We start from the raw sequence: 18,975 nt of genomic DNA, 5'->3' as shown, positions 1-18,975 counted from the left end.
GTGGTACCACGGAAGTCTTTTCGTCCTTAGCAATTTTGCTAAGGATTTTTTTATTAAAGAGAGAAAAAAAGAAAAAAATAAAAGGAGAAAAAACAATGTTTAAAAAAATCACAGTATTAGGAATGTTATTCATTTCAACAATTATGTTAGCTGCATGTGATTCATCAAATGTATTTGAATATATTATTGACTCATCTTATGATGGATGGATTACTTTAGGTACTTCAGCTGACTACCCACCATATGAATGGCCAATGAATGTTGAAGGTAAACAAACAATTGTAGGTATCGATATCGAAATTGCCAAAGAAATTGCTAAAGCGGCAAAGAAAAATTTAAAAGTTATTAACAAAGGATTTGATTTCTTATTAGAAGACTTAGTATCTGGTAAGGTTGATTTTGTTATTTCAGCAATGACACCAACTGAAGAACGTGCACAAATCGTAGACTTCTCAAAAAACTACTATGCTGCATCACAATCTATTTTAATTAAGTCATCTAATGCAGAACTTTATACAACATTTGAATCATTAAATGTGAATACAGTTAAAATTGGTGCACAATTAGGTTCAATTCAAGCTGACTTAGCAGAAGAATTTGAAAATGCACAAAAACAATTCATTCAAGCAATCCCAGATTTAGTGATGAGACTTCAAGATGGTCAAATCAATGCATTAATCTTAGAAACAGCTGTTGCTGATTCATACATTAGAAATCAAGCAGGATTAATGATTGCTCCAATCGCAATCGGCGATTCAGAAGATGGTACTGCTGTTGCAGTTCAAAAAGGAAACCAAGAACTACTTACTTTAATCAATTCAGTGATCGATGAATTAATCGAATCTGGTAGAATGGATGAAATCGTAGCTGCAATGGTTTTATTAAACAGCTAAGATGGATTTCTCATTTATTTTAGATCCTTATTACCTAGGTATATTACTTCAAGGTTTAGGGATGACTTTAGCACTTGCTATACTATCAGTCATCTTTGGTACACTCCTTGGATTTATACCAGCTTGGTTACGATTATCTAAAAATAAAGTTTTAAAATTTATTGGAACAGCTTATGTAGAAATCATTCGTGGTACACCACTACTTGTTCAAGTTTTATTGATCTATGCAGTAGTACAATTACCTGTAACTTTATTTTTAGGGATGGACTTATCATCATTTATTCCAGGTATGATTGCATTACTTGTTAACTCAAGTGCTTATGTATCTGAAGTTATTCGTGGTGGAATTCTATCAGTAGATAAAGGTCAAAGCGAAGCAGCTTTAAGTTTGGGTCTTTCAAAAGGCCAAACGATGAGAAAAATTATATTACCACAAGCAATTAAGAATATCATCCCTGCACTTGGTAATGAATTTGTCACCATGATTAAAGAGACATCGATCTTTATGTATCTCGGTATTGCTGAATTAATGTATTCAGCAGTTATTGTAAGAAGTCAAACTTATTTAGTTAAAGAAACGTATATTGTGGTTGCAGTTATGTACTTCATGTTAACTTTCCCAACAGCTAAATTAATGGCATACTTTGAAAGGAGATTAAAGAAGAGCGATGCAAAATAATCATATTGAGGTAATCAATCTTCGTAAAACTTTTAAAGATGGTACACACGCATTAAATGGCGTTAGTGCACAATTTGAGTACGGTAAAGTCACAGTTATTATTGGTCCTTCAGGTAGTGGTAAATCGACTTTACTTAGAACGCTTAATTTAATGGAAACACCAACATCTGGTGATGTTTTATTTGATGGGGTTTCAATTCTAGAACCAAAATTTGATATTCAAAATCATAGAAAACAAGTTGGTATGGTTTTCCAACACTTTAATCTTTTCCCACATTTATCAGTTTTAGACAACTTAAACATTGCACAAAAATTAGCAAAAGGAAAAACTGAAGAAGAAGCAACTAAAATTTCTCTAGACTTGCTTGAAAAAGTTGGTCTATTGGAAAAACAAAATAGCTATCCGAATCAATTATCCGGTGGACAAAAGCAAAGAATTGCAATTGCTAGAAGTTTAGCAATGGAACCAAAAGCAATCTTATTTGATGAACCAACATCAGCGCTCGATCCTGAAATGATTGGTGAAGTACTTGCAGTTATGAAAAATCTTGCAAACTCAGGTATGACAATGGTAGTTGTTACACATGAAATGGGATTTGCTAAAGAATTTGCAGATAAAGTGATTGTAATGGACCAAGGTGTCATCATTGAAGAAGATACACCAGAGGTTATCTTTGGAGCCCCAAAGAATGAAAGAACTAAAAACTTTTTAAAACGTGTTTTACAAGTTTAATTAAAGAAAAACCCCAGAGTTAAATGCTCTGGGGATTTTTTATGACTTTTGAACAACATACTTTTTAAGTTGAGCTGCTAATTTAGGTGTTAAGACAGCTTTAACATAAGTACCTTCATCAATATATTTAGTTTCAATGACGGTTGTTTCTGTTTTTAATCTTTGATAAAGTGCACCTTCATCAAATGGAATAAGCAAATGAACAATTCTACTTTCTTCATAAAGATGTGATTGGATTGCTTGATAAAGTTCATCTAGTCCTTCACCAGTTTTACTTGAAATATAGAAATAATCTTCCATAATGTGAGGGGCTGAAAATCTCATATCCTTTTTAGTTACAACAAGTAATCTTGGTGTTGTTTCCATACCTAATTGTTTAAGAATGGATTTAGTTAATTCTAATTGTTGAATAGAAGGATTAAGTCCATCAACAACATGTAAGATTAGATTAGCATCTTGAATATCTGATAAGGTTGATTCAAATGATGAAATTAGTTCAGGTGGAAGTTTTGAAATAAACCCAACGGTATCAATCAAGATGAAGGGTGGCTGGTTATCTTTTTTAATTCTTTTTGATTTTGTATCAAGTGTTGCAAATAGCATGTCTTTTTCAAAAACTTCAGTTCTATCCGTTCCAAACTTATCTGCAAAGTAATTCATTAAAGATGATTTGCCAGCATTTGTATAACCAACAAGTGCGACGATTGGAATTGCGTTATCAAGCCTTTTTTGACGACTGATTGTTCTTGTTTGTTGAATCTTTTCAATCTCTCTTTTAAGGTTTGAGATTTCAATTTGAAGTCTTCTGCGATCCATCTCTAATTTTGTTTCACCAGGACCTTTCGCATTGAATGATCCACCACCTTGACGTGAAAGTGAATTACCCATACCGACTAATCTTGGTAACATATAAAGCTTTTGTGCAAGTGCAACTTCTAGCATGGCTTGTCTCGTTTTAGCACGTTCTGCAAATATTTGTAAAATTAGAAATGAACGGTCAATAATTTGTACTTCTAAAATCTTTTCTAAGTTTCTAAGTTGACCAGGTGAAAGTGTGTCATCAAAGATTACGATATCGATATTTAGAATATCAATCATCTTTTTAACTTCTTGAACTTTTCCACTGCCAATATAGTATCTTGGATCAATTTGTTCAATTGCTTGAATTACCTTATCAACTGGCTGTATATTACAAGCCTTTGCTAGTTCTTCAAGTTCTAATATAGAGTTTTCTGTTACTTCGAGTGTTGTTTTATAATTTGCTGCGATTAATAATGCACGATCAATTTTTTGCATATGTATCTCCCCAACTTCTGATGGCATCCATAATCGGTTTTAAACTAAAGCCTAAATCTGTTAAAGCATATTCGACTCTGGGAGGAATTTCTGGGTATACAGTTCTAGAAATCAGTCCTGATGCTTCGAGGGATCTTAAGTTTTGAGTCAAAACCTTTTGACTGATTGCCTCAATATTTCTTTTTAGTTCTGAAAATCTTTTTTTACCTTCTAAAAGCTCACGGATGATTAAAAATTTCCATTTTTCACCAAACATATTTAAAGCTTTTTCGATTGAACAAGTGTCCATGTTATAACCCCTCTCTTATGTTAGTTACAATTTGATACTAACGATGATTTGTATACCAGAAGCATTATAGCATATAATAGGGGAAACCACCTTACAAACATATCATTATATGATATAATCTAATTAAACTTTATTTCGAAAGTAGGGATGATTATGCCTGATTGGGCTGCAAATTTATCTTGGTGGACACTGCTTGATTTTTATATTTTTTTCATTCTAGCAGTCTTTGTATTAAAATTTGTTTTACACAGTAAACGTATGTTATCAATGTTTATGTTCTACCTATTTACTGTAGGTATTTTCTATGTTGCAAGTTTACTTGATTTACCTCTATCGAAAGAAGTTTTTGAAGGGTTACCTTTAATCACATTAATTTTTGTAATTGTGATTGGAGCACCGGATATTCGCTTAACAATGGAATCCATGTGGAAAGAAACAACTAAAACAGGGATGCTTGTTATGGGTACCGAAAGAACTAAAAATGAAATTATTAAAGCTGCTGCTAAACTTTCTAAAGAAAGAATCGGCGGTTTAATAACAATTGAAAAACATAACACTTTAGATCAATATGCATCACGCGCGATTACGTTAAATGCAGATGTCACTCATGAATTATTGTTAAACATCTTTACACCAAATACACCACTGCATGATGGTGCAGTCATTGTACGTGGAGATAAACTTATCTGTGCTGGTGCGTACTTCATCCTATCTTCAAATGATAACTTTGAAAAAACAACTGGTTCACGTCATAGAGCAGCACTTGGTATTTCTGAGATTACGGATGCCTTAACAGTTGTTGTATCAGAAGAAACTGGTAGTATCTCGGTTGCTATTAATGGTGTGATGACTAAAATGAAAGATGAAAATGCGCTTAATGAGTATTTATCACTCTTCATGCGATAGGAGGAAATGACGATGAAAAAATTCTTTCACTTTTTTCTAGAACCAATTAGATTTTTTGGTTCCAGAGATTTATCAGCAAAAATCGTTGGTTTCTTTGATCGCCACGGTTGGTTAGTTTATGTTTTAGCATTTTTAGTTGCACTTGCTGGTGTATTCTTTAAATATATGTATCCTACATTCTAAACGAAGGAAATTTCATGATTGCTTACACTCAACATCCAATATTTGGGGTAATTACAGCCGTTTTTATAGTCGTGCTTGTCATTACTGAATCCATCTTAAGAGAAAAAGTATTAAGAAATAGACTGACATTTTCATTTATAAATGTTGCATTTTTTGTAACGTTAATTTTCTTTTATGAAGACCAAATTCTTACAAATGAAGATTTACTTTTATACTATGTTGTATATATATATTTCAACTATGCAATTTTCTTACTTGCCTTATACCAAACATTTAGAAATGCAATTATTAATGGTTCTTATTATCAACTCTTTATTAAAGGTGTAAAAAACACTAAATGGAATGTATATTACGTTGTTGACCAAAAAGAGAGAATCAAAGATATTTCATTCTCTTTACTGCGTGAACTCAATTTAAGTAAAGATGAAGTTGTTGGTAAAAAATTCTTAAGTGTCTTTAATTCAAAGGTGCGTTTTACTAAGATGAACGGTGAAGCTGCACACAACAGAACAATTGAAAAGTATTTTAATGATTATAGAAAGACAGTTAAACCAAATGATTCTGAAATCATGGAGTTAGAACTTCAAAACTTTAATGGTGAACCTGTTATGCTTCACCTTAACATGCAACCATTATACGTACTTGGTCGTTATCGTGGTCGTATGGCAGTTGGTGAAAAGCGAACTGATGAAGAACTCTTACAAGTAGAAAAGACATTAAAAGCGACAGATAAAGAATTAGAATCTATTCGACATAAGTTTATTGCAACATTAGAATTATCAGATGAAGGTTTATTCTATATTGATTTAGATGAAAAAACAGTATGGATGAACGATACAATCATTGATCAATTAAATGTTCCAAGTCATACACTTAAAGTTACAGACTTTAGAGATATGATTCATCCGCAAGATCTTCAAAAGTATTTAGATACGATTTCAAATCTTACACCATCCAAGCCAACCTATGCAGCGTCTTACAGATTTAAACTAGATGATACATACATTTGGATTAAAGAAAAAGGTAAGCGATTATTTGAAGATAGAGAATCGTCTGTGATCATGGGGACAATTACTCCAGTTCATGCACAGTACTTTAGAAAATCTAATATTGCAGTTCTTGATCAAATTAAAGATGAAAACTATTTATTACCGGATTTAAAACAATTAATCAAAAATGGCAGACCATTCCAACTTGCGATCATTAATCTTAAAAATGTGCCAAAGATTAATAGTGAACATGGCAGAGATGTTGGTAATATGTTAATGGCACAATATATTACAAGACTTAAACAATCATTTATTACAGAAAGTTCAGATATCTATCGTTTAAGTGGATTAGAGTTTGCATTTACAATCACAGATCCACGCAAGATGGCAAGCCTACACAATGGTGTAAGAAGTCAAGAAAACTACTTAAACATGACGATGGAATATGGTTCAATTACTGCTGAACTCGAGGTATTTATTGGGGTTGCACAAATGTATGATGATGCAGTCAATGCACAAGATTTATATCAAAATGCTGCACTTGCACTTAAAACTGCACAACTCCCACAATATAAGGGTCAAGGATGTTTCTTTAAAGATATCAAATAATTATTAAAGTGAGAGGGGATTCTCATGGATAAGAAAACATTAAGAAAACAAATATTAGAAAAAAGAAGTGCATTAACTGATGCAAGAAAAAAAGAAGCTGCATCAAAGGTGATTGAAAAGTTATGTGAGGACGAACATTTCCTTAAAGCTGATTTTGTTGGATTATTCTATCCTGCAAATGGAGAAATGGATTTAATGGAAATCATATCTCGTTTTCCTGATAAAATCTTTGCTTTACCTAAAACAGTTAATGACAAAGTCATGTATTTACAATATGACCAGTTTACACAACTTAAACATGCAAGTTTTGGTATATATGAACCGCAATTTGGATTTGATATTACAGCAAAACTTGAAGTTATTTTAGTACCATGTTTAGGTATTACTAAAAACTTTTATCGTTTAGGTTATGGTAAAGGTTATTTTGATAAGTTTTTTAAGAACAGATTAGAGGTTTATAAGATTGGAATAATCTATGAAGATGAAGTCGTTGACTTCGAACCTGAAACATATGATATTCCAATGAATGATTACATCTCAGGATAAGAGGTTATTATGATTATAGAAACAGAAGTGGGTACATTCGAACTCATTAAAAACTATCGTGAAGCTTTTGATATACAAAAGTTTACTGAAAAGTATGTAGATGTTGCTTTTGATAGATATACCTACATAGTAGGTGATCTTTCAAGTGAAATCTTAAGATTGAAAGGATTCTCACAAGATCCTAAGGGTGCAAATGGTTATAAAAAGATTCCAGATTACATTAATGAAAGTTGTAACCACAATTGTCCATTTTTCGTGCTAAAACGTGTAAAAGTGGAGCAAAATAAAGTATAATAAGTTTAGAAAAATGATAGGAGTTTTGTAGAATGAGTATTGAAGCCACAACAGAACAAGTAAATGCTATTCTAAAGCGTGTTCGCCCATATATCCAAAGAGATGGTGGCGATATTGAACTCGTTAATATCGAGGAAGGTATTGTCTATGTAAAAATGGGTGGTGCATGTGACGGATGTGCAGCAATTGATATTACACTAAAACAAGGAATAGAGCAAATGATCCTAGAACATGTACCTGGGATTATTGCCGTGGTAACCGTCTAACATGTCAACACCAGAAGCAGTAATTATTATCTCAATCGCCTCAATGGTCATCGCTCAAGTATTGAAGTTTTTTATTGATGCCATTATAAATAAAAGAGTGAATGAAAGTATCTTACTTTCAACAGGTGGTATGCCATCTTCACACAGTGCATTAGTTACATCCCTAGCGACATCTATTGGTTTATTTGAAATTCATGACAACGGGCAATTAAGCACAATATTTGCGATTGCTTTAGTACTTGCTTTAGTCGTGTTACATGATTCAATGGGTATTCGTTATGAGGCATCTAAACATGCACGCGAATTAAACCAAATTAAATTACGTTTAAACTTAATTGAAAATATTGATGTTGAAGAAAAGAAATTAAAAGAAGCTTTAGGACACAAACCTAAAGAAGTATTTGCAGGTATTTTATTAGGGGCATTTATTGCCATCGTGGGATATTTTATTTTTGTGAATAAATGAGAACTTTCGGTGTCGTTTTAGACTCATACCTACATTTAGAACTTAATAGAGAAAACTTTAAAGATGCGGCAATCGTATCTTTATCTTTTATGTTAAGAGATCATGAAGTAATTGATGCTAAAACTAACCCTAAAGATTTATTAGAACTTAAACCAAACGAGATTCAAGTGATACCACCGAAACCAGAAAGTTTTATTGCAGCATATGAAAATCAAAAAAACCTGGGGTATAAAGATGTTTTTGTTTTAACATCTTCTAGATATTTATCTGAAACTTTTAATCAAGCAAATCTTGCAAAAGTTATTTTAAATAAAGATGATTATCATATTATTGATACAAAAACATTTGGTTCAGGTATTGAAGAAATTTTATATCAACTTGATATACTCTCAAGACTTGAAACTTCAAATCTTTCTATACTAACCAAAATTAAAGATTTTATTGATCAAGAATTAACAATTCTATTTACTAAGTCACTTCCAAATGAAAAATCAAACTTAATTAAAAACTTGTTACCATTAAGCTATGTAGTTTCAATTAAGGATGATTTAGAAATGATTAAAAACACATTTACTAAAAATAAGATTTTTGAATATCTAAAAACGTTAATTGATAATCAAATCAAAATCGGATTAAAACCTTATATTCGATTAATGTATCAGAACTACAAGGAAGCTAAAATATTACAACAAGAGTTATACACATTACTTAATATCAATGTGTATATTGATTCACCGCTTCCAAATTTAATTTATAGTAAATTACCTAAAGTAGAATTTGGATTAACTTTAGGTCGTGGATTGGAGTAATGCATTATGAGATTAACTAAAAGACAATGGATCATGTTTTCTTTCTTCATCATTTATTTTGCAACAATCATGTTACTTTTTGCATTAACAGGATATATTGAATATTTACTATCTAATATTGCAGTGATTTTATTCTTAGCAGCACTTTATTTAGAAAATAGTCCTTCGAGTTCATATGTAGTTGTTTTATCAACCATTATGGAGGTTGTTAGCTTATTCTTTGGTATCATAGAAAACCCTGGAATCATGTTGACATTCTTTGGTATATTAGAACTTGTTAAAGTTGTTGCAATGGGATATTTTGCATACGCATATTTCAAAGTTGGATTTAGAAGACAAAATGTATTTATTCCAATTGTTGTTTTATCAGGACTACTTGGACTTTATTATTTATTTACGATGATTCAAACAATGATGAGTATTTATTCATTTAATATATTAAATATCACAATCATTACTTTAATCAGTCTAAAAGATTTAGCACTTCCTGCTGCAATAATCACATTTACGTTCTTCAAAAGAAAACAATCAAATTACTTAGATTATTAAACACGAAACTAAAACCTCGTGTTTTTTTATTTATTTTTGCTAAATTATGGGTTATAAAGATAAATTCTTTATAAGACAAATAAAGAGTGATATAATAAGTTGAAAAAAATGAATAGGGACAGTATATTATGGAAAAAGGCGACCGTATCTTAGTAAAAATCACGGGTATTCAACCATATGGTGTATTTGTTGAATATGAGAATTACCAAGGATTAATTCATATCTCTGAAGTTTCCGATCACTTTGTTAAAGAGATCGATAAGCTTTTTACTGTCGGAGAAATGATTTATGCAACTGTTCTAGAAATTGATGAAGACTCAAATAAACTTCAACTTTCATATAAAGCTGCTCAAAAAATTCATCCGAGAGTTGCTAAACAAGTTGATATAAAAATTGGTTTCAGATCGATAGAGAAAAAATTAAATGAATGGATTTCAATGAAGAAAGAAGGGTAACTCATGAGTTTAAAAGTTAATATTAGTCAAGCTGAAAAGTTTTTATCTAAAAAAGTAACAACGCTGCAAGAAAATGTAAACCAAGTTCATGAAATGATCAAATCGAAATCAGGTAAAGGAAATGATTACCTTGGTTGGTTAGATTTACCATTTGATTATGAAAAAGAAGAACTAGAGCGTATTTATGCATTAAAAAAGAAATATGCTAAACTCGATGTTTTAGTCGTTATTGGTATTGGTGGTTCATATTTAGGTGCGAAAGCAGGACTTGAATTCTTAAAAGAACCATTTAAGAAAACAAAACCAGAAATTATTTTTGCAGGTCATCAATTATCTGCTAATTACTTAAAACAATTACTTAAATACTTAAATAAAAAAGATTATGCAATCAATGTCATTTCTAAATCTGGTACAACAACAGAACCTGCTGTTGCTTTCCGTTTATTAAGAGAGCACATTGAAAATAAATACGGAAAAGAAGAAGCAAGAAAACGTATTTTTGCAACCACAGATAAAGCACGTGGTGCTTTATATCAACTTGCAACAAATGAAGGTTATGAAAAGTTTGTCATTAAAGATGATATTGGTGGACGCTTCTCAGTTTTAACTTCTGTTGGCTTATTACCATTTGTTTTTGCAGGAATTAATGTTGAAAAGATGTTAAAAGGTGCACAAGACGCATGGCAGGATGCACAAGACCCATCATTAAAGAAAAATAAAGCTTACCTTTATGCTGCAACACGTTATGCACTATATAAAGAAGGTAAGATGGTCGAATACTTAGTTGGCTATGAACCACGCCTATCATTCTTTTCAGAATGGTGGAAGCAATTATATGGTGAATCAGAAGGTAAAAATGGTAAAGGCTTATTAGTTTCATCTGCTCAATTTACAACAGATCTTCACTCACTTGGTCAACAAATTCAAGATGGCTTAAGAATTATTTTTGAAACAGTGATTGAACTTAAGAAAACAGATTCACTCACCATTCCATTTGATCAAGATGATCTTGATAAATTAAATTACATTGCTGGTAAAGAAATTTCATATGTAAATGAAAAAGCCTTACTTGGTACTCAAATGGCACACGTAGAAGGTAATGTTCCAAATATCTTAATCTCAATTGATAAATTGGATAGTTATCATTTTGGTTATATGATTTACTTCTTCGAAATTGCATGTGCAATGAGTGCATATTTACTTGATGTCAACCCATTTGATCAACCTGGGGTTGAAGCATATAAAAAGAATATGTTTGCGTTACTTGGAAAAAAATGAGAACAATATATACAAATAGCAGTGAAGAAACTATTGAATTAGGATATAACTTAATCAAACAAATGCCACATGATTGTCATGTGGTTTTACTTTCTGGAGATTTATCTGCAGGAAAAACCACATTAACTAAAGGGATTGCTAAAGCTTTAAATGTGAAATCAATTATTAATTCACCAACCTTTACGATTTTAAAGGTTCATAAAGGTGATAAGACTTTATATCATTTTGATCTTTATCGTATGGATAAAGTTGGTACCGATTTTGACCTTGAAGAATATATTGATGATCCAAACTCTTTAGCGGTCATTGAATGGCCATATCAAGTCAAAGAACTCCTTCCACAAGCATATGTTGAAGTCAAACTTACATATATTAAAGATAATGAACGAGAAATCGTTATAAGCAGTGTGAACATGGATGATTCTTGGGAGAATAATTTATGAAATATTTATTAATAGATACATCAACACCGACTATGGTTTTGATGTTACAAGAAGATAAGAAGACACTTGATCTCATCACAAGAGAAGGTAAATCTGATCATCAAGCTTATATTATTCCGTTAATTGATGAACTTTTAAAACGTAATAAATTAGATTCAAACGATTTAGATACTGTTGTTGTTGGTGTTGGACCTGGTTCATACACAGGATTAAGAGTCGGTGTAACAACTGCTAAGACTATGGGATATCAAACTAAAGTTAAAGTGAGAAAGGTATCTTCATTACTCTTCTTAACTTCTGGTTATAAAGATGAAGTCTATGCTTGGCATGATGCAAGAAATAATTTAGGTTTTTCAGGTCTTTTCAAAAAAGGTGAACATTTAAATGAAGAAGCACTTCGTTCAATGGATTCATTATCAGAGAAAGATAAATCAAAATTAGTTGTTATTAACAAAGAGACAATTAAACTTGATGGTGCGATAATCGTGAATGCAAGTACTGAAGTTTCAAATGTATTTGAACTTATTCCAAATTATTTAAGAAAGACAGAGGCGGAAAATAAACTTGATCAGACAAGCTATTGAAGCTGACCTTTTTGAAATTGAACGCTTAGAAAAAAAGATTTTTAATGAAAGTTTAGGCTTTGCATTCTTGAAACAAGAACTTGTTGATAATCCATTCTCCAAAATTTTTGTATATGAACAAGATGGAAAAATTATTGGATATATGAGCTATCGACAAATTGATAGCAACGCTGATATCATGAATTTTCTTGTGGATGAACCATACCAAAATCAAGGCATTGGTAAAGAAATCTTTAAATTTGTCCTTGAAGAAATGAAAAATGACGGTTGTGAAACCATCATTTTAGAAGTAAGAAAGAGTAATCAAAGAGCAATTTATTTTTATGAAAGTTTTGGTGGAAAAGTGATTCGTACAATCCCTAATTACTATAAAGATGAAGACGGTCTTGTGATGATTATCGAGGTAAATAAAAATGATTATACTATCAGTTGAAACATCATGTGATGAAACATCAGTTGCCATAACAAAAGACGGTAAAGAAGTTTTATCCAATGCAGTTTTATCACAAATTAAAATCCATGAAAGATATGGTGGAGTTGTTCCAGAAATCGCCTCACGAGCACATATTGAGTCAATTCTCTATATGTTTGATGAAGCTATTTCAACAGCAAACATTAAAGTTTCTGATATCGACTTAGTAGCAGTTACACAAGGACCTGGATTAATTGGTTCATTGCTTGTTGGTATCAATGCTGCAACAACCTTTGCGTATATGCATAAATTACCAATTCTTGGTGTAAACCATTTAATTGGACACATCTATGCACCACTTGTTGAAAATGATTTTAATTTTCCTGCACTTGCACTCCTTGTTTCAGGGGGACACACAGAACTTTTATTAATCAAAGACCATTTTGAAATTGAGTTATTAGGTACAACACTTGATGATGCAGTAGGGGAAGCTTATGATAAAGTTGCAAGAATTTTAGGTCTACCTTATCCAGGTGGTCCAGTTGTTGACCGCTTAGCAGCAACCGGTAAAGCAATTTATCCACTTCCAAAACCATTCTTAAAAGATGATCCATACAATTTTTCATTTTCAGGATTAAAAAGTGCAGTACTCAATTTAGTACACAACATGAAACAAAGAGGTGAAAGTTTCAATGTGGAAGATGTGTGTGCATCCTTCCAAGAAGTTGTAACTGAAGTTTTAGTTGAGAAAACAAGACATGCAGCAGATAGTCTTGGTGTGAATCAAGTAGTACTTGCTGGTGGTGTTGCTGCGAATAAAGGTTTACGTGCAAAAATGGCATCAAGAATTACAAATCAACAAATTCTTGTTCCGGCATTTAAATATTGTACAGACCAAGCAGCGATGATTGGTATTGCAGCTTATTATCAAGTTCAAAAATATGGTATGCCGACATCATATTTTATTAAAGGGGATTCAAGTTTTTCAATCGACGAAGTTAAGCAATATTAACTTAAGTTAGATAGATAAACTATATAATTAAACTGTGATAAGGGAGGGAATAAGTTATGTTTAAACTTATCAAATTTATATTTAAGCTGGTTGGGTTCTTATTACTCATACTTGCGTTATTACCAATTATTGCATTAGTTATTATGTATAAAGGATATGAAGCACCTAAAGCTGACTTTGAAGCACAACCTGCAATTTCATTTGAGGATATTGCAGCAGCAAGAATGGATGAATTCCTTTCTGATAATGATGCAGAACACTTTAACTTTTCATTTACTAAAGCGGAAGCAAACTCTGCTTTAAAAGCAATATATGCTGCGAATAATCCAGATTTTGCAACAGATAATCCAAATGCTTCAGATGCTCTTAAAAAGTATGCAATTGCCATTGGTGACAACGGTGGATTAAAAGGTGTTACCTTAAACTTCTATGAAGGTGGAATGACGCTTGAGGCCGGTGTTGAAGCAGGTTTCTCTGGTATTTACTATCAAACAACACTCTTTATTGATTTCACAGTTGAAATTGAACCAATGGTTGTTAATGGTCTTGCACAAACAGAATACAAACTTGTGATTAAAGGTATTTCAATCGGTAACTTACCAATCCTATGGATGTATGATTTTGCAAACTGGGTTTATGGTTTAGTGACAAAAGATGATTTAAATACGTTGATTCAAGGTGTTGTATCTGGATTTGGTCATTTTGATTTAAATACAAAGAGTGTTTGGGTTTATACGGAAGATTTACTTAACCTTTTAGGTGATGAAAATGATCCAAACCGTCCAATGTTGGAAGCACTACTTGGATTCGTTGATGATGAAGAATTATTAGATACAACATTTGCTGATGGTGAAGGTGGTCTTGCACTTGCACTTGGTAAGATGCGTTCAACTAAAACACAATATCAATTAACATCTCAACTTCAAGATGAAAATGATGTAACTCAAATGTTTACGGGTCAATTAACTTCACTCTTATTATCATCTTTAGGTGGTGGAGATACCCTTAATTATGATATGCATGAACAAGCATTTAACCAATTACTTGATTACTATGTTGGTGATCAAATGAATATGACTCAAGAGTTAGAACTAGGTACACATAAATATCTACTTTCAACTCAACCATTATTCGCGAAATTCCAAAACGGTAAGGTTTACTTTACAGTTATCCTAACAATTGAAAAAGATGGTGACTTAACTAAATCATTTAAGACAGACTTTACATTAGAAGCAGTGCCTTCAGTATCACAAGATGGACAAGACTTAATCTTTACAATTGGTTCAATTGGACTTGGAGATGATCTTGCTGTTTCAGCTGATAGAGTTCAAGTTGTCTTAGGATTAATTGGTGAGTCTGAATTGATTCAAGGTAATCAAATTATTTTAGAAGATTTCTTAGGTGAATTTGCTGCACAAGATGTTTCAGTTGAAGATATCTTAGTTGTGAATACATACCTTAGATTTGAACTTAAACCAACGGGTGCTTATGCAGATGCATTAAATGAACTTCAAAACTTAATTGATGATGTTTTAGCAGATGTATTAACTGACCCAGCATTTGAAGATATCTTAGATGTCTTTGAAGGCTTACCAGAAAATCCAACAGCTGATGATCTAGCAGAATTACTAGATGCAGTGAACGAACTTGATCCAGATAATTTAGAAGCACTATATGAAGCACTTTACGATGGACTCAGTGGTATTGATGGATTTGAAGGATTAATTCCATAATTTAGAGGAAGAGACTGAAAACAGTCTCTTTTTTTATCTGCCTAATTTTTCTATATCACTTTATGTGATATAATTAATTAACACGAAATTAGTAATTGAGGGTTAATATGGTAATAGTTTTTGTCATTGATAATTACTTGCATCAAACCAATGGTACGACGATTACAGCACGTCGATTTATCGAACAATTAAGAATGCGTGGCCACGAGGTCAGAATTTTATCTGCGGGTGAAAAAGAAGCACACTTTTATGCACTTAAAGAACGTTATATTCCAATTGTTACTGAATTTGCAAGAAAGCAAGATGTCGTCTTTTCTAAACCAGATAAAAAAATTATTGAACAGGCATTCCAAGGTGCCGATATTGTCCATTTTCTAACACCTTGGAAGACTTCACAAGTGGCTAGAAAGATTGCTAAAAAACTGAATATTCCACATACTGCAGCATTTCACATTCAACCAGAAAATATTACTTATGGAGCAGGTTTAAATGGGCTTGGATTTTTAAATGGCATAATCTACCGTAAATTTAGAAGATTCTTCGGTAAAATATCCTATGTTCATGCACCAAGTAACTTTATTGCAAATGAACTTTATCGTCATAGTTATACAACAACTGTGAAGGTGATTTCAAATGGTGTATCTGATGTTTTCTTTAATGCAAAAGTTAAGGAACAAGAAGGTAAATTCCATATCATCTCAACCGGACGCTATGCAAAAGAAAAGAATCAGATTTTATTACTGAAAGCTGTAAATAGTTCTAAGTATAAAGATCAGATTAAAATCACCCTTGCAGGTCATGGTCCTAAAAAATCGATGCTAGAAAAGTATGCTAAAGCACACAATCTGGATGTTGAGTTTAAGTTCTTTAAACAAGAAGAACTCATTAAAGCATTAGAGAGCGCACATCTTTATGTACATACTGCAAACATTGAAATTGAAGCAATTGCATGTTTAGAGGCAATTGCAGTCGGACTTGTTCCACTCATTGCAAATGCTAAGAAGAGTGCAACAAGACAGTTTGCATTAAAACCTACAAATCTCTTTGAACCAAATAATGTGGTAAATTTAAAACAAAAACTAGAGTACTGGATTGAAAACAAAGAAGAAAAAGAAGCACTTAGAAAAGCATACGCTTCTTATACTGAAAAGTTTCGTCTAAGTTATTCGGTTGACCGTTTTGAAGAGATGTTACAAGAAGCAATTAAAGAATCGAAAGCTAAACGTTTAAGTCAAACACTTAAAGGAAAAGCATTCCAGAAAACTTTAATTCATCCACCGGTCAAACGCACACTTTCTGCCATGACATATTATTTAATTGCTCTACCACTTTTATTCCTTTACATGAAGTTATTCTTAAATGTGAAATATAAAGGTAGAAAACATTTTAGAAATGTTAAAGGTGGTGCTGTTGTCATATCGAATCATGTGCACATATTAGATTCTGCAATGAACTCACTTGCAGCATTTCCAAAACGTCCAATCATGACTGCAATGAAAGCTAATTTTGAAAGACCTGTTGCAGGATTCTTTGTAAATTTACTTGGTGCAGTGCCTGTTCCTGAAGGATTACTTGAAACACAGGTGTTCTTCCAAACATTAAGTGATCAAGCAAGAAATGGCCGATTTGTTCACATGTATCCTGAAGGTGAATTAATTGATAAGGATTCAGAAATTAGAGAATTTAAAAAAGGTGCATTTAAACTTGCAGTTGAGTCTGGTGTACCCGTTGTACCGGTTAGAATTAGTTTTAAACACTCCAAGTTCTTACTATGGGATCGTGAAAGTATTATTTTAAATGTGGGAGAACCACTTTATCCTGATACCTCTATTCCAAATAAAGAAGCACTAGAAAAACTTAAAAATGAAGCAATCACTCGCATGAATGCGTTAGATTAAGAGGTTATATTTATGGAAAATCAATCAAATTTTATTAAAACAATTATGGAAGATGATATCAAAACTGGTAAACACGATGAAATCATTACCCGTTTCCCACCAGAACCAAATGGTTTCTTGCATATTGGACATGCCCGTGCAATTGTAACCAATTTTGAACTTGCGAAAGTTTTTGGTGGAAAAACAAACCTACGCTATGATGATACAAACCCATCTAAAGAAGATGAAGTTTATGTTAAAGGTATTATTGAAGATGTAAGATGGTTAGGTTATGAACCTGCAGGCATCTATTGGGCTTCTGATTACTTTGAAGAAATGTATCAACGTGCAATCATCTTAATTAAAAAAGGTTTAGCTTATGTTGATGATCAATCAGCAGAAGAAATCGCTAAAACTAGAGGTGATGTTGTCACTCCAGGTATCCCTTCACCTTACAGAAATCGTACGGTTGATGAAAACTTAGAACTTTTCGCACAAATGCGTGAAGGTAAATTTAAAGAAGGCGAAAAAGTATTACGCGCAAAAATTGATATGGCAAGTCCAAATATGAATATGCGTGATCCAGTACTTTATCGTATTAATTTTGCAAGTCACCACAATACAGGTGATACTTGGAAAGTTTATCCAATGTATGACTTTGCCCATCCAATTGAAGATGCAATCGAAGGTATTACACACTCACTTTGTTCATTAGAATTTGAAGACCACCGTCCATTATATGACTGGGTAGTTCGAGAAACAGAAATGCCACATACACCACGCCAAATTGAATTTGGTCGTTTAGGTATTGTGAATACAGTCATGTCAAAACGCCTATTAAAATATTTAGTGGATTCTAATTATGTTGATGGTTGGGATGATCCTAGAATGCCAACATTATCAGGTCTTCGCCGTAAAGGATACACTAAAGAAGCTATCCGTGCATTTATTCTTGCAACAGGATTAGCTAAGGTGAATAGTGAAGTTGAAGTTGATATGTTAGAGTCATTTGTACGTGATGATCTTCAAGCAAGAGCAGGACGTGCATTTGCTGTGATTAACCCATTAAAGGTTACAATCACAAATTACCCTGAAGGTAAAATCGAATACTTCGATGTACCTTTCCATCCAGAAAATACAGGACTTGGTTCAAGAAAAATTGCATTCTCAAAACATGTTTACATTGAACAAGAAGACTTTTCAGAAGTTAAACCAGATAACAAATATAAACGTTTATCGTTAGGTGGGGAAGTACGACTATTCCATACTTATTTCATTAAAGCAACTGATGTTGTTAAAGATGAAAATGGTAAGATCGTTGAAGTTCTTGCAACATATGATGAAAAGACTTTATCGGGTTCAGGTTTTAATGAAAGAAAACCAGATGGTACAATCCATTTTGTTGAGGCAACTACAGCAATTCCTGCTACATTCAATTTCTTTGGACCATTACTTGATGCAGATACGAACAAAACAATTGATGAAAGATATAATCCAAATTCACTTTCTCAAAAACAAGGATTTATTGAAGGTGGATTAAAAGATGTTAAAACAGATGAAAAATTCCAATTTGTTAGAAATGGATATTTCAATTGTTACGCAAACAAGAAGACAAATAACCCATACGAATTTAATGAAATTGTTCCATTAAAGAGTAGTTATAAATAATTAAGG

Annotated in this window: 23 protein-coding genes and 1 other annotated feature (1 of these 24 only partly in view); of the genes, 21 read left to right on the top strand and 2 right to left on the bottom strand. The window is 32.3% G+C overall.

Annotated features, from left to right (window positions below; all coding sequences use genetic code 11):
- Nucleotides 1–31 (top strand) — a binding site (T-box leader); it begins 181 nt to the left of the window's first position.
- A gap of 64 nt (nt 32–95) precedes the next feature.
- From JV173_RS05690 to JV173_RS05680, 3 genes are read left to right on the top strand one after another with little or no spacing between them, the layout of a single operon-like run.
- Entirely contained in the window at nt 96–893 is a 798-nt protein-coding gene (locus JV173_RS05690; protein WP_205735327.1) for a transporter substrate-binding domain-containing protein, read from the top strand.
- Nucleotide 894: 1 nt separating this feature from the next.
- On the top strand, nt 895–1,572 hold the full coding sequence (locus JV173_RS05685; RefSeq protein ID WP_205735326.1) for an amino acid ABC transporter permease: 678 nt from the start codon (nt 895–897) through the stop codon (nt 1,570–1,572).
- Nucleotides 1,562–2,305, top strand: a complete 744-nt coding sequence (locus JV173_RS05680) for an amino acid ABC transporter ATP-binding protein (protein ID WP_205735325.1) — start codon at nt 1,562–1,564, stop codon at nt 2,303–2,305. The genes JV173_RS05685 and JV173_RS05680 overlap by 11 nt, the downstream gene beginning before the upstream one ends.
- Nucleotides 2,306–2,344: 39 nt before the next feature.
- Here JV173_RS05680 and hflX read toward each other — a convergent pair whose 3' ends face one another.
- Both hflX and JV173_RS05670 read right to left on the bottom strand, forming a co-directional pair.
- Complete coding sequence (gene hflX, locus JV173_RS05675; RefSeq protein ID WP_205735324.1) at nt 2,345–3,601, bottom strand: GTPase HflX; 1,257 nt, start codon at nt 3,599–3,601, stop codon at nt 2,345–2,347.
- Nucleotides 3,588–3,890, bottom strand: coding sequence for a winged helix-turn-helix transcriptional regulator (locus tag JV173_RS05670; protein WP_205735323.1), 303 nt, complete (start codon nt 3,888–3,890; stop codon nt 3,588–3,590). The genes hflX and JV173_RS05670 overlap by 14 nt, the downstream gene beginning before the upstream one ends.
- 153 nt (nt 3,891–4,043) lie before the next feature.
- Between JV173_RS05670 and JV173_RS05665 the strand changes: the two genes are divergently transcribed.
- The 18 genes from JV173_RS05665 (at nt 4,044) to JV173_RS05580 (ending at nt 18,969) form a co-directional block, all read left to right on the top strand.
- A complete protein-coding gene (locus JV173_RS05665; protein ID WP_205735322.1) occupies nt 4,044–4,796 on the top strand; it encodes a diadenylate cyclase in 753 nt (250 codons plus the stop codon).
- 12 nt (nt 4,797–4,808) lie between these two features.
- Complete coding sequence (locus JV173_RS05660; RefSeq protein ID WP_205735321.1) at nt 4,809–4,979, top strand: hypothetical protein; 171 nt, start codon at nt 4,809–4,811, stop codon at nt 4,977–4,979.
- A 14-nt stretch (nt 4,980–4,993) separates the two neighbouring features.
- Nucleotides 4,994–6,577 carry a diguanylate cyclase domain-containing protein gene (locus JV173_RS05655; RefSeq protein ID WP_205735320.1) on the top strand — a complete coding sequence of 528 codons (1,584 nt, stop codon included), beginning with the start codon at nt 4,994–4,996 and terminating at the stop codon, nt 6,575–6,577.
- A 24-nt stretch (nt 6,578–6,601) separates the two neighbouring features.
- On the top strand, nt 6,602–7,123 hold the full coding sequence (locus JV173_RS05650) for a 5-formyltetrahydrofolate cyclo-ligase (protein ID WP_205735319.1): 522 nt from the start codon (nt 6,602–6,604) through the stop codon (nt 7,121–7,123).
- A gap of 9 nt (nt 7,124–7,132) precedes the next feature.
- Nucleotides 7,133–7,417: a YutD family protein gene (locus JV173_RS05645; protein ID WP_205735318.1), complete on the top strand. Its 285-nt coding sequence runs from the start codon at nt 7,133–7,135 to the stop codon at nt 7,415–7,417.
- 32 nt (nt 7,418–7,449) lie between these two features.
- Nucleotides 7,450–7,683: a NifU family protein gene (locus JV173_RS05640; RefSeq protein WP_205735317.1), complete on the top strand. Its 234-nt coding sequence runs from the start codon at nt 7,450–7,452 to the stop codon at nt 7,681–7,683.
- Between the two features lies 1 nt (nt 7,684).
- A complete protein-coding gene (locus JV173_RS05635; protein WP_205735316.1) occupies nt 7,685–8,149 on the top strand; it encodes a divergent PAP2 family protein in 465 nt (154 codons plus the stop codon).
- Nucleotides 8,146–8,958 (top strand): DegV family protein, encoded by an 813-nt coding sequence (locus JV173_RS05630; RefSeq protein WP_205735315.1) that lies wholly within the window; start codon nt 8,146–8,148, stop codon nt 8,956–8,958. Before JV173_RS05635 ends, JV173_RS05630 begins: the two co-directional genes overlap by 4 nt.
- 6 nt (nt 8,959–8,964) lie before the next feature.
- On the top strand, nt 8,965–9,507 hold the full coding sequence (locus JV173_RS05625) for a hypothetical protein (protein WP_205735314.1): 543 nt from the start codon (nt 8,965–8,967) through the stop codon (nt 9,505–9,507).
- 128 nt (nt 9,508–9,635) lie between these two features.
- Nucleotides 9,636–9,962, top strand: coding sequence for a S1 RNA-binding domain-containing protein (locus JV173_RS05620; protein WP_205735313.1), 327 nt, complete (start codon nt 9,636–9,638; stop codon nt 9,960–9,962).
- Between the two features lie 3 nt (nt 9,963–9,965).
- The gene (locus JV173_RS05615; protein ID WP_205735312.1) at nt 9,966–11,240 is read left to right on the top strand and encodes a glucose-6-phosphate isomerase; all 1,275 of its coding nucleotides are present in this window, start codon (nt 9,966–9,968) and stop codon (nt 11,238–11,240) included.
- Nucleotides 11,237–11,683: a tRNA (adenosine(37)-N6)-threonylcarbamoyltransferase complex ATPase subunit type 1 TsaE gene (gene tsaE, locus JV173_RS05610; RefSeq protein ID WP_205735311.1), complete on the top strand. Its 447-nt coding sequence runs from the start codon at nt 11,237–11,239 to the stop codon at nt 11,681–11,683. The genes JV173_RS05615 and tsaE overlap by 4 nt, the downstream gene beginning before the upstream one ends.
- Nucleotides 11,680–12,267 carry a tRNA (adenosine(37)-N6)-threonylcarbamoyltransferase complex dimerization subunit type 1 TsaB gene (tsaB, locus tag JV173_RS05605; protein WP_205735310.1) on the top strand — a complete coding sequence of 196 codons (588 nt, stop codon included), beginning with the start codon at nt 11,680–11,682 and terminating at the stop codon, nt 12,265–12,267. Before tsaE ends, tsaB begins: the two co-directional genes overlap by 4 nt.
- Nucleotides 12,248–12,700, top strand: coding sequence for a ribosomal protein S18-alanine N-acetyltransferase (rimI, locus tag JV173_RS05600; protein WP_205735309.1), 453 nt, complete (start codon nt 12,248–12,250; stop codon nt 12,698–12,700). Before tsaB ends, rimI begins: the two co-directional genes overlap by 20 nt.
- On the top strand, nt 12,681–13,691 hold the full coding sequence (gene tsaD / locus JV173_RS05595; protein WP_205735308.1) for a tRNA (adenosine(37)-N6)-threonylcarbamoyltransferase complex transferase subunit TsaD: 1,011 nt from the start codon (nt 12,681–12,683) through the stop codon (nt 13,689–13,691). The genes rimI and tsaD overlap by 20 nt, the downstream gene beginning before the upstream one ends.
- Nucleotides 13,692–13,747: 56 nt before the next feature.
- On the top strand, nt 13,748–15,424 hold the full coding sequence (locus JV173_RS05590; protein ID WP_205735307.1) for a hypothetical protein: 1,677 nt from the start codon (nt 13,748–13,750) through the stop codon (nt 15,422–15,424).
- Between the two features lie 107 nt (nt 15,425–15,531).
- Nucleotides 15,532–17,322: a glycosyltransferase gene (locus JV173_RS05585; protein WP_205735306.1), complete on the top strand. Its 1,791-nt coding sequence runs from the start codon at nt 15,532–15,534 to the stop codon at nt 17,320–17,322.
- A gap of 12 nt (nt 17,323–17,334) precedes the next feature.
- Entirely contained in the window at nt 17,335–18,969 is a 1,635-nt protein-coding gene (locus JV173_RS05580) for a glutamine--tRNA ligase/YqeY domain fusion protein (protein WP_205735305.1), read from the top strand.
- Nucleotides 18,970–18,975: the final 6 nt, after the last annotated feature.

The organism is Acholeplasma equirhinis, from assembly GCF_017052655.1.
Lineage (GTDB): Bacteria > Bacillota_I > Bacilli_A > Acholeplasmatales > Acholeplasmataceae > Acholeplasma > Acholeplasma equirhinis.
Note: the sequence above shows the minus strand (reverse complement) of the source record. Positions and strands in the feature narration are given on the sequence as shown.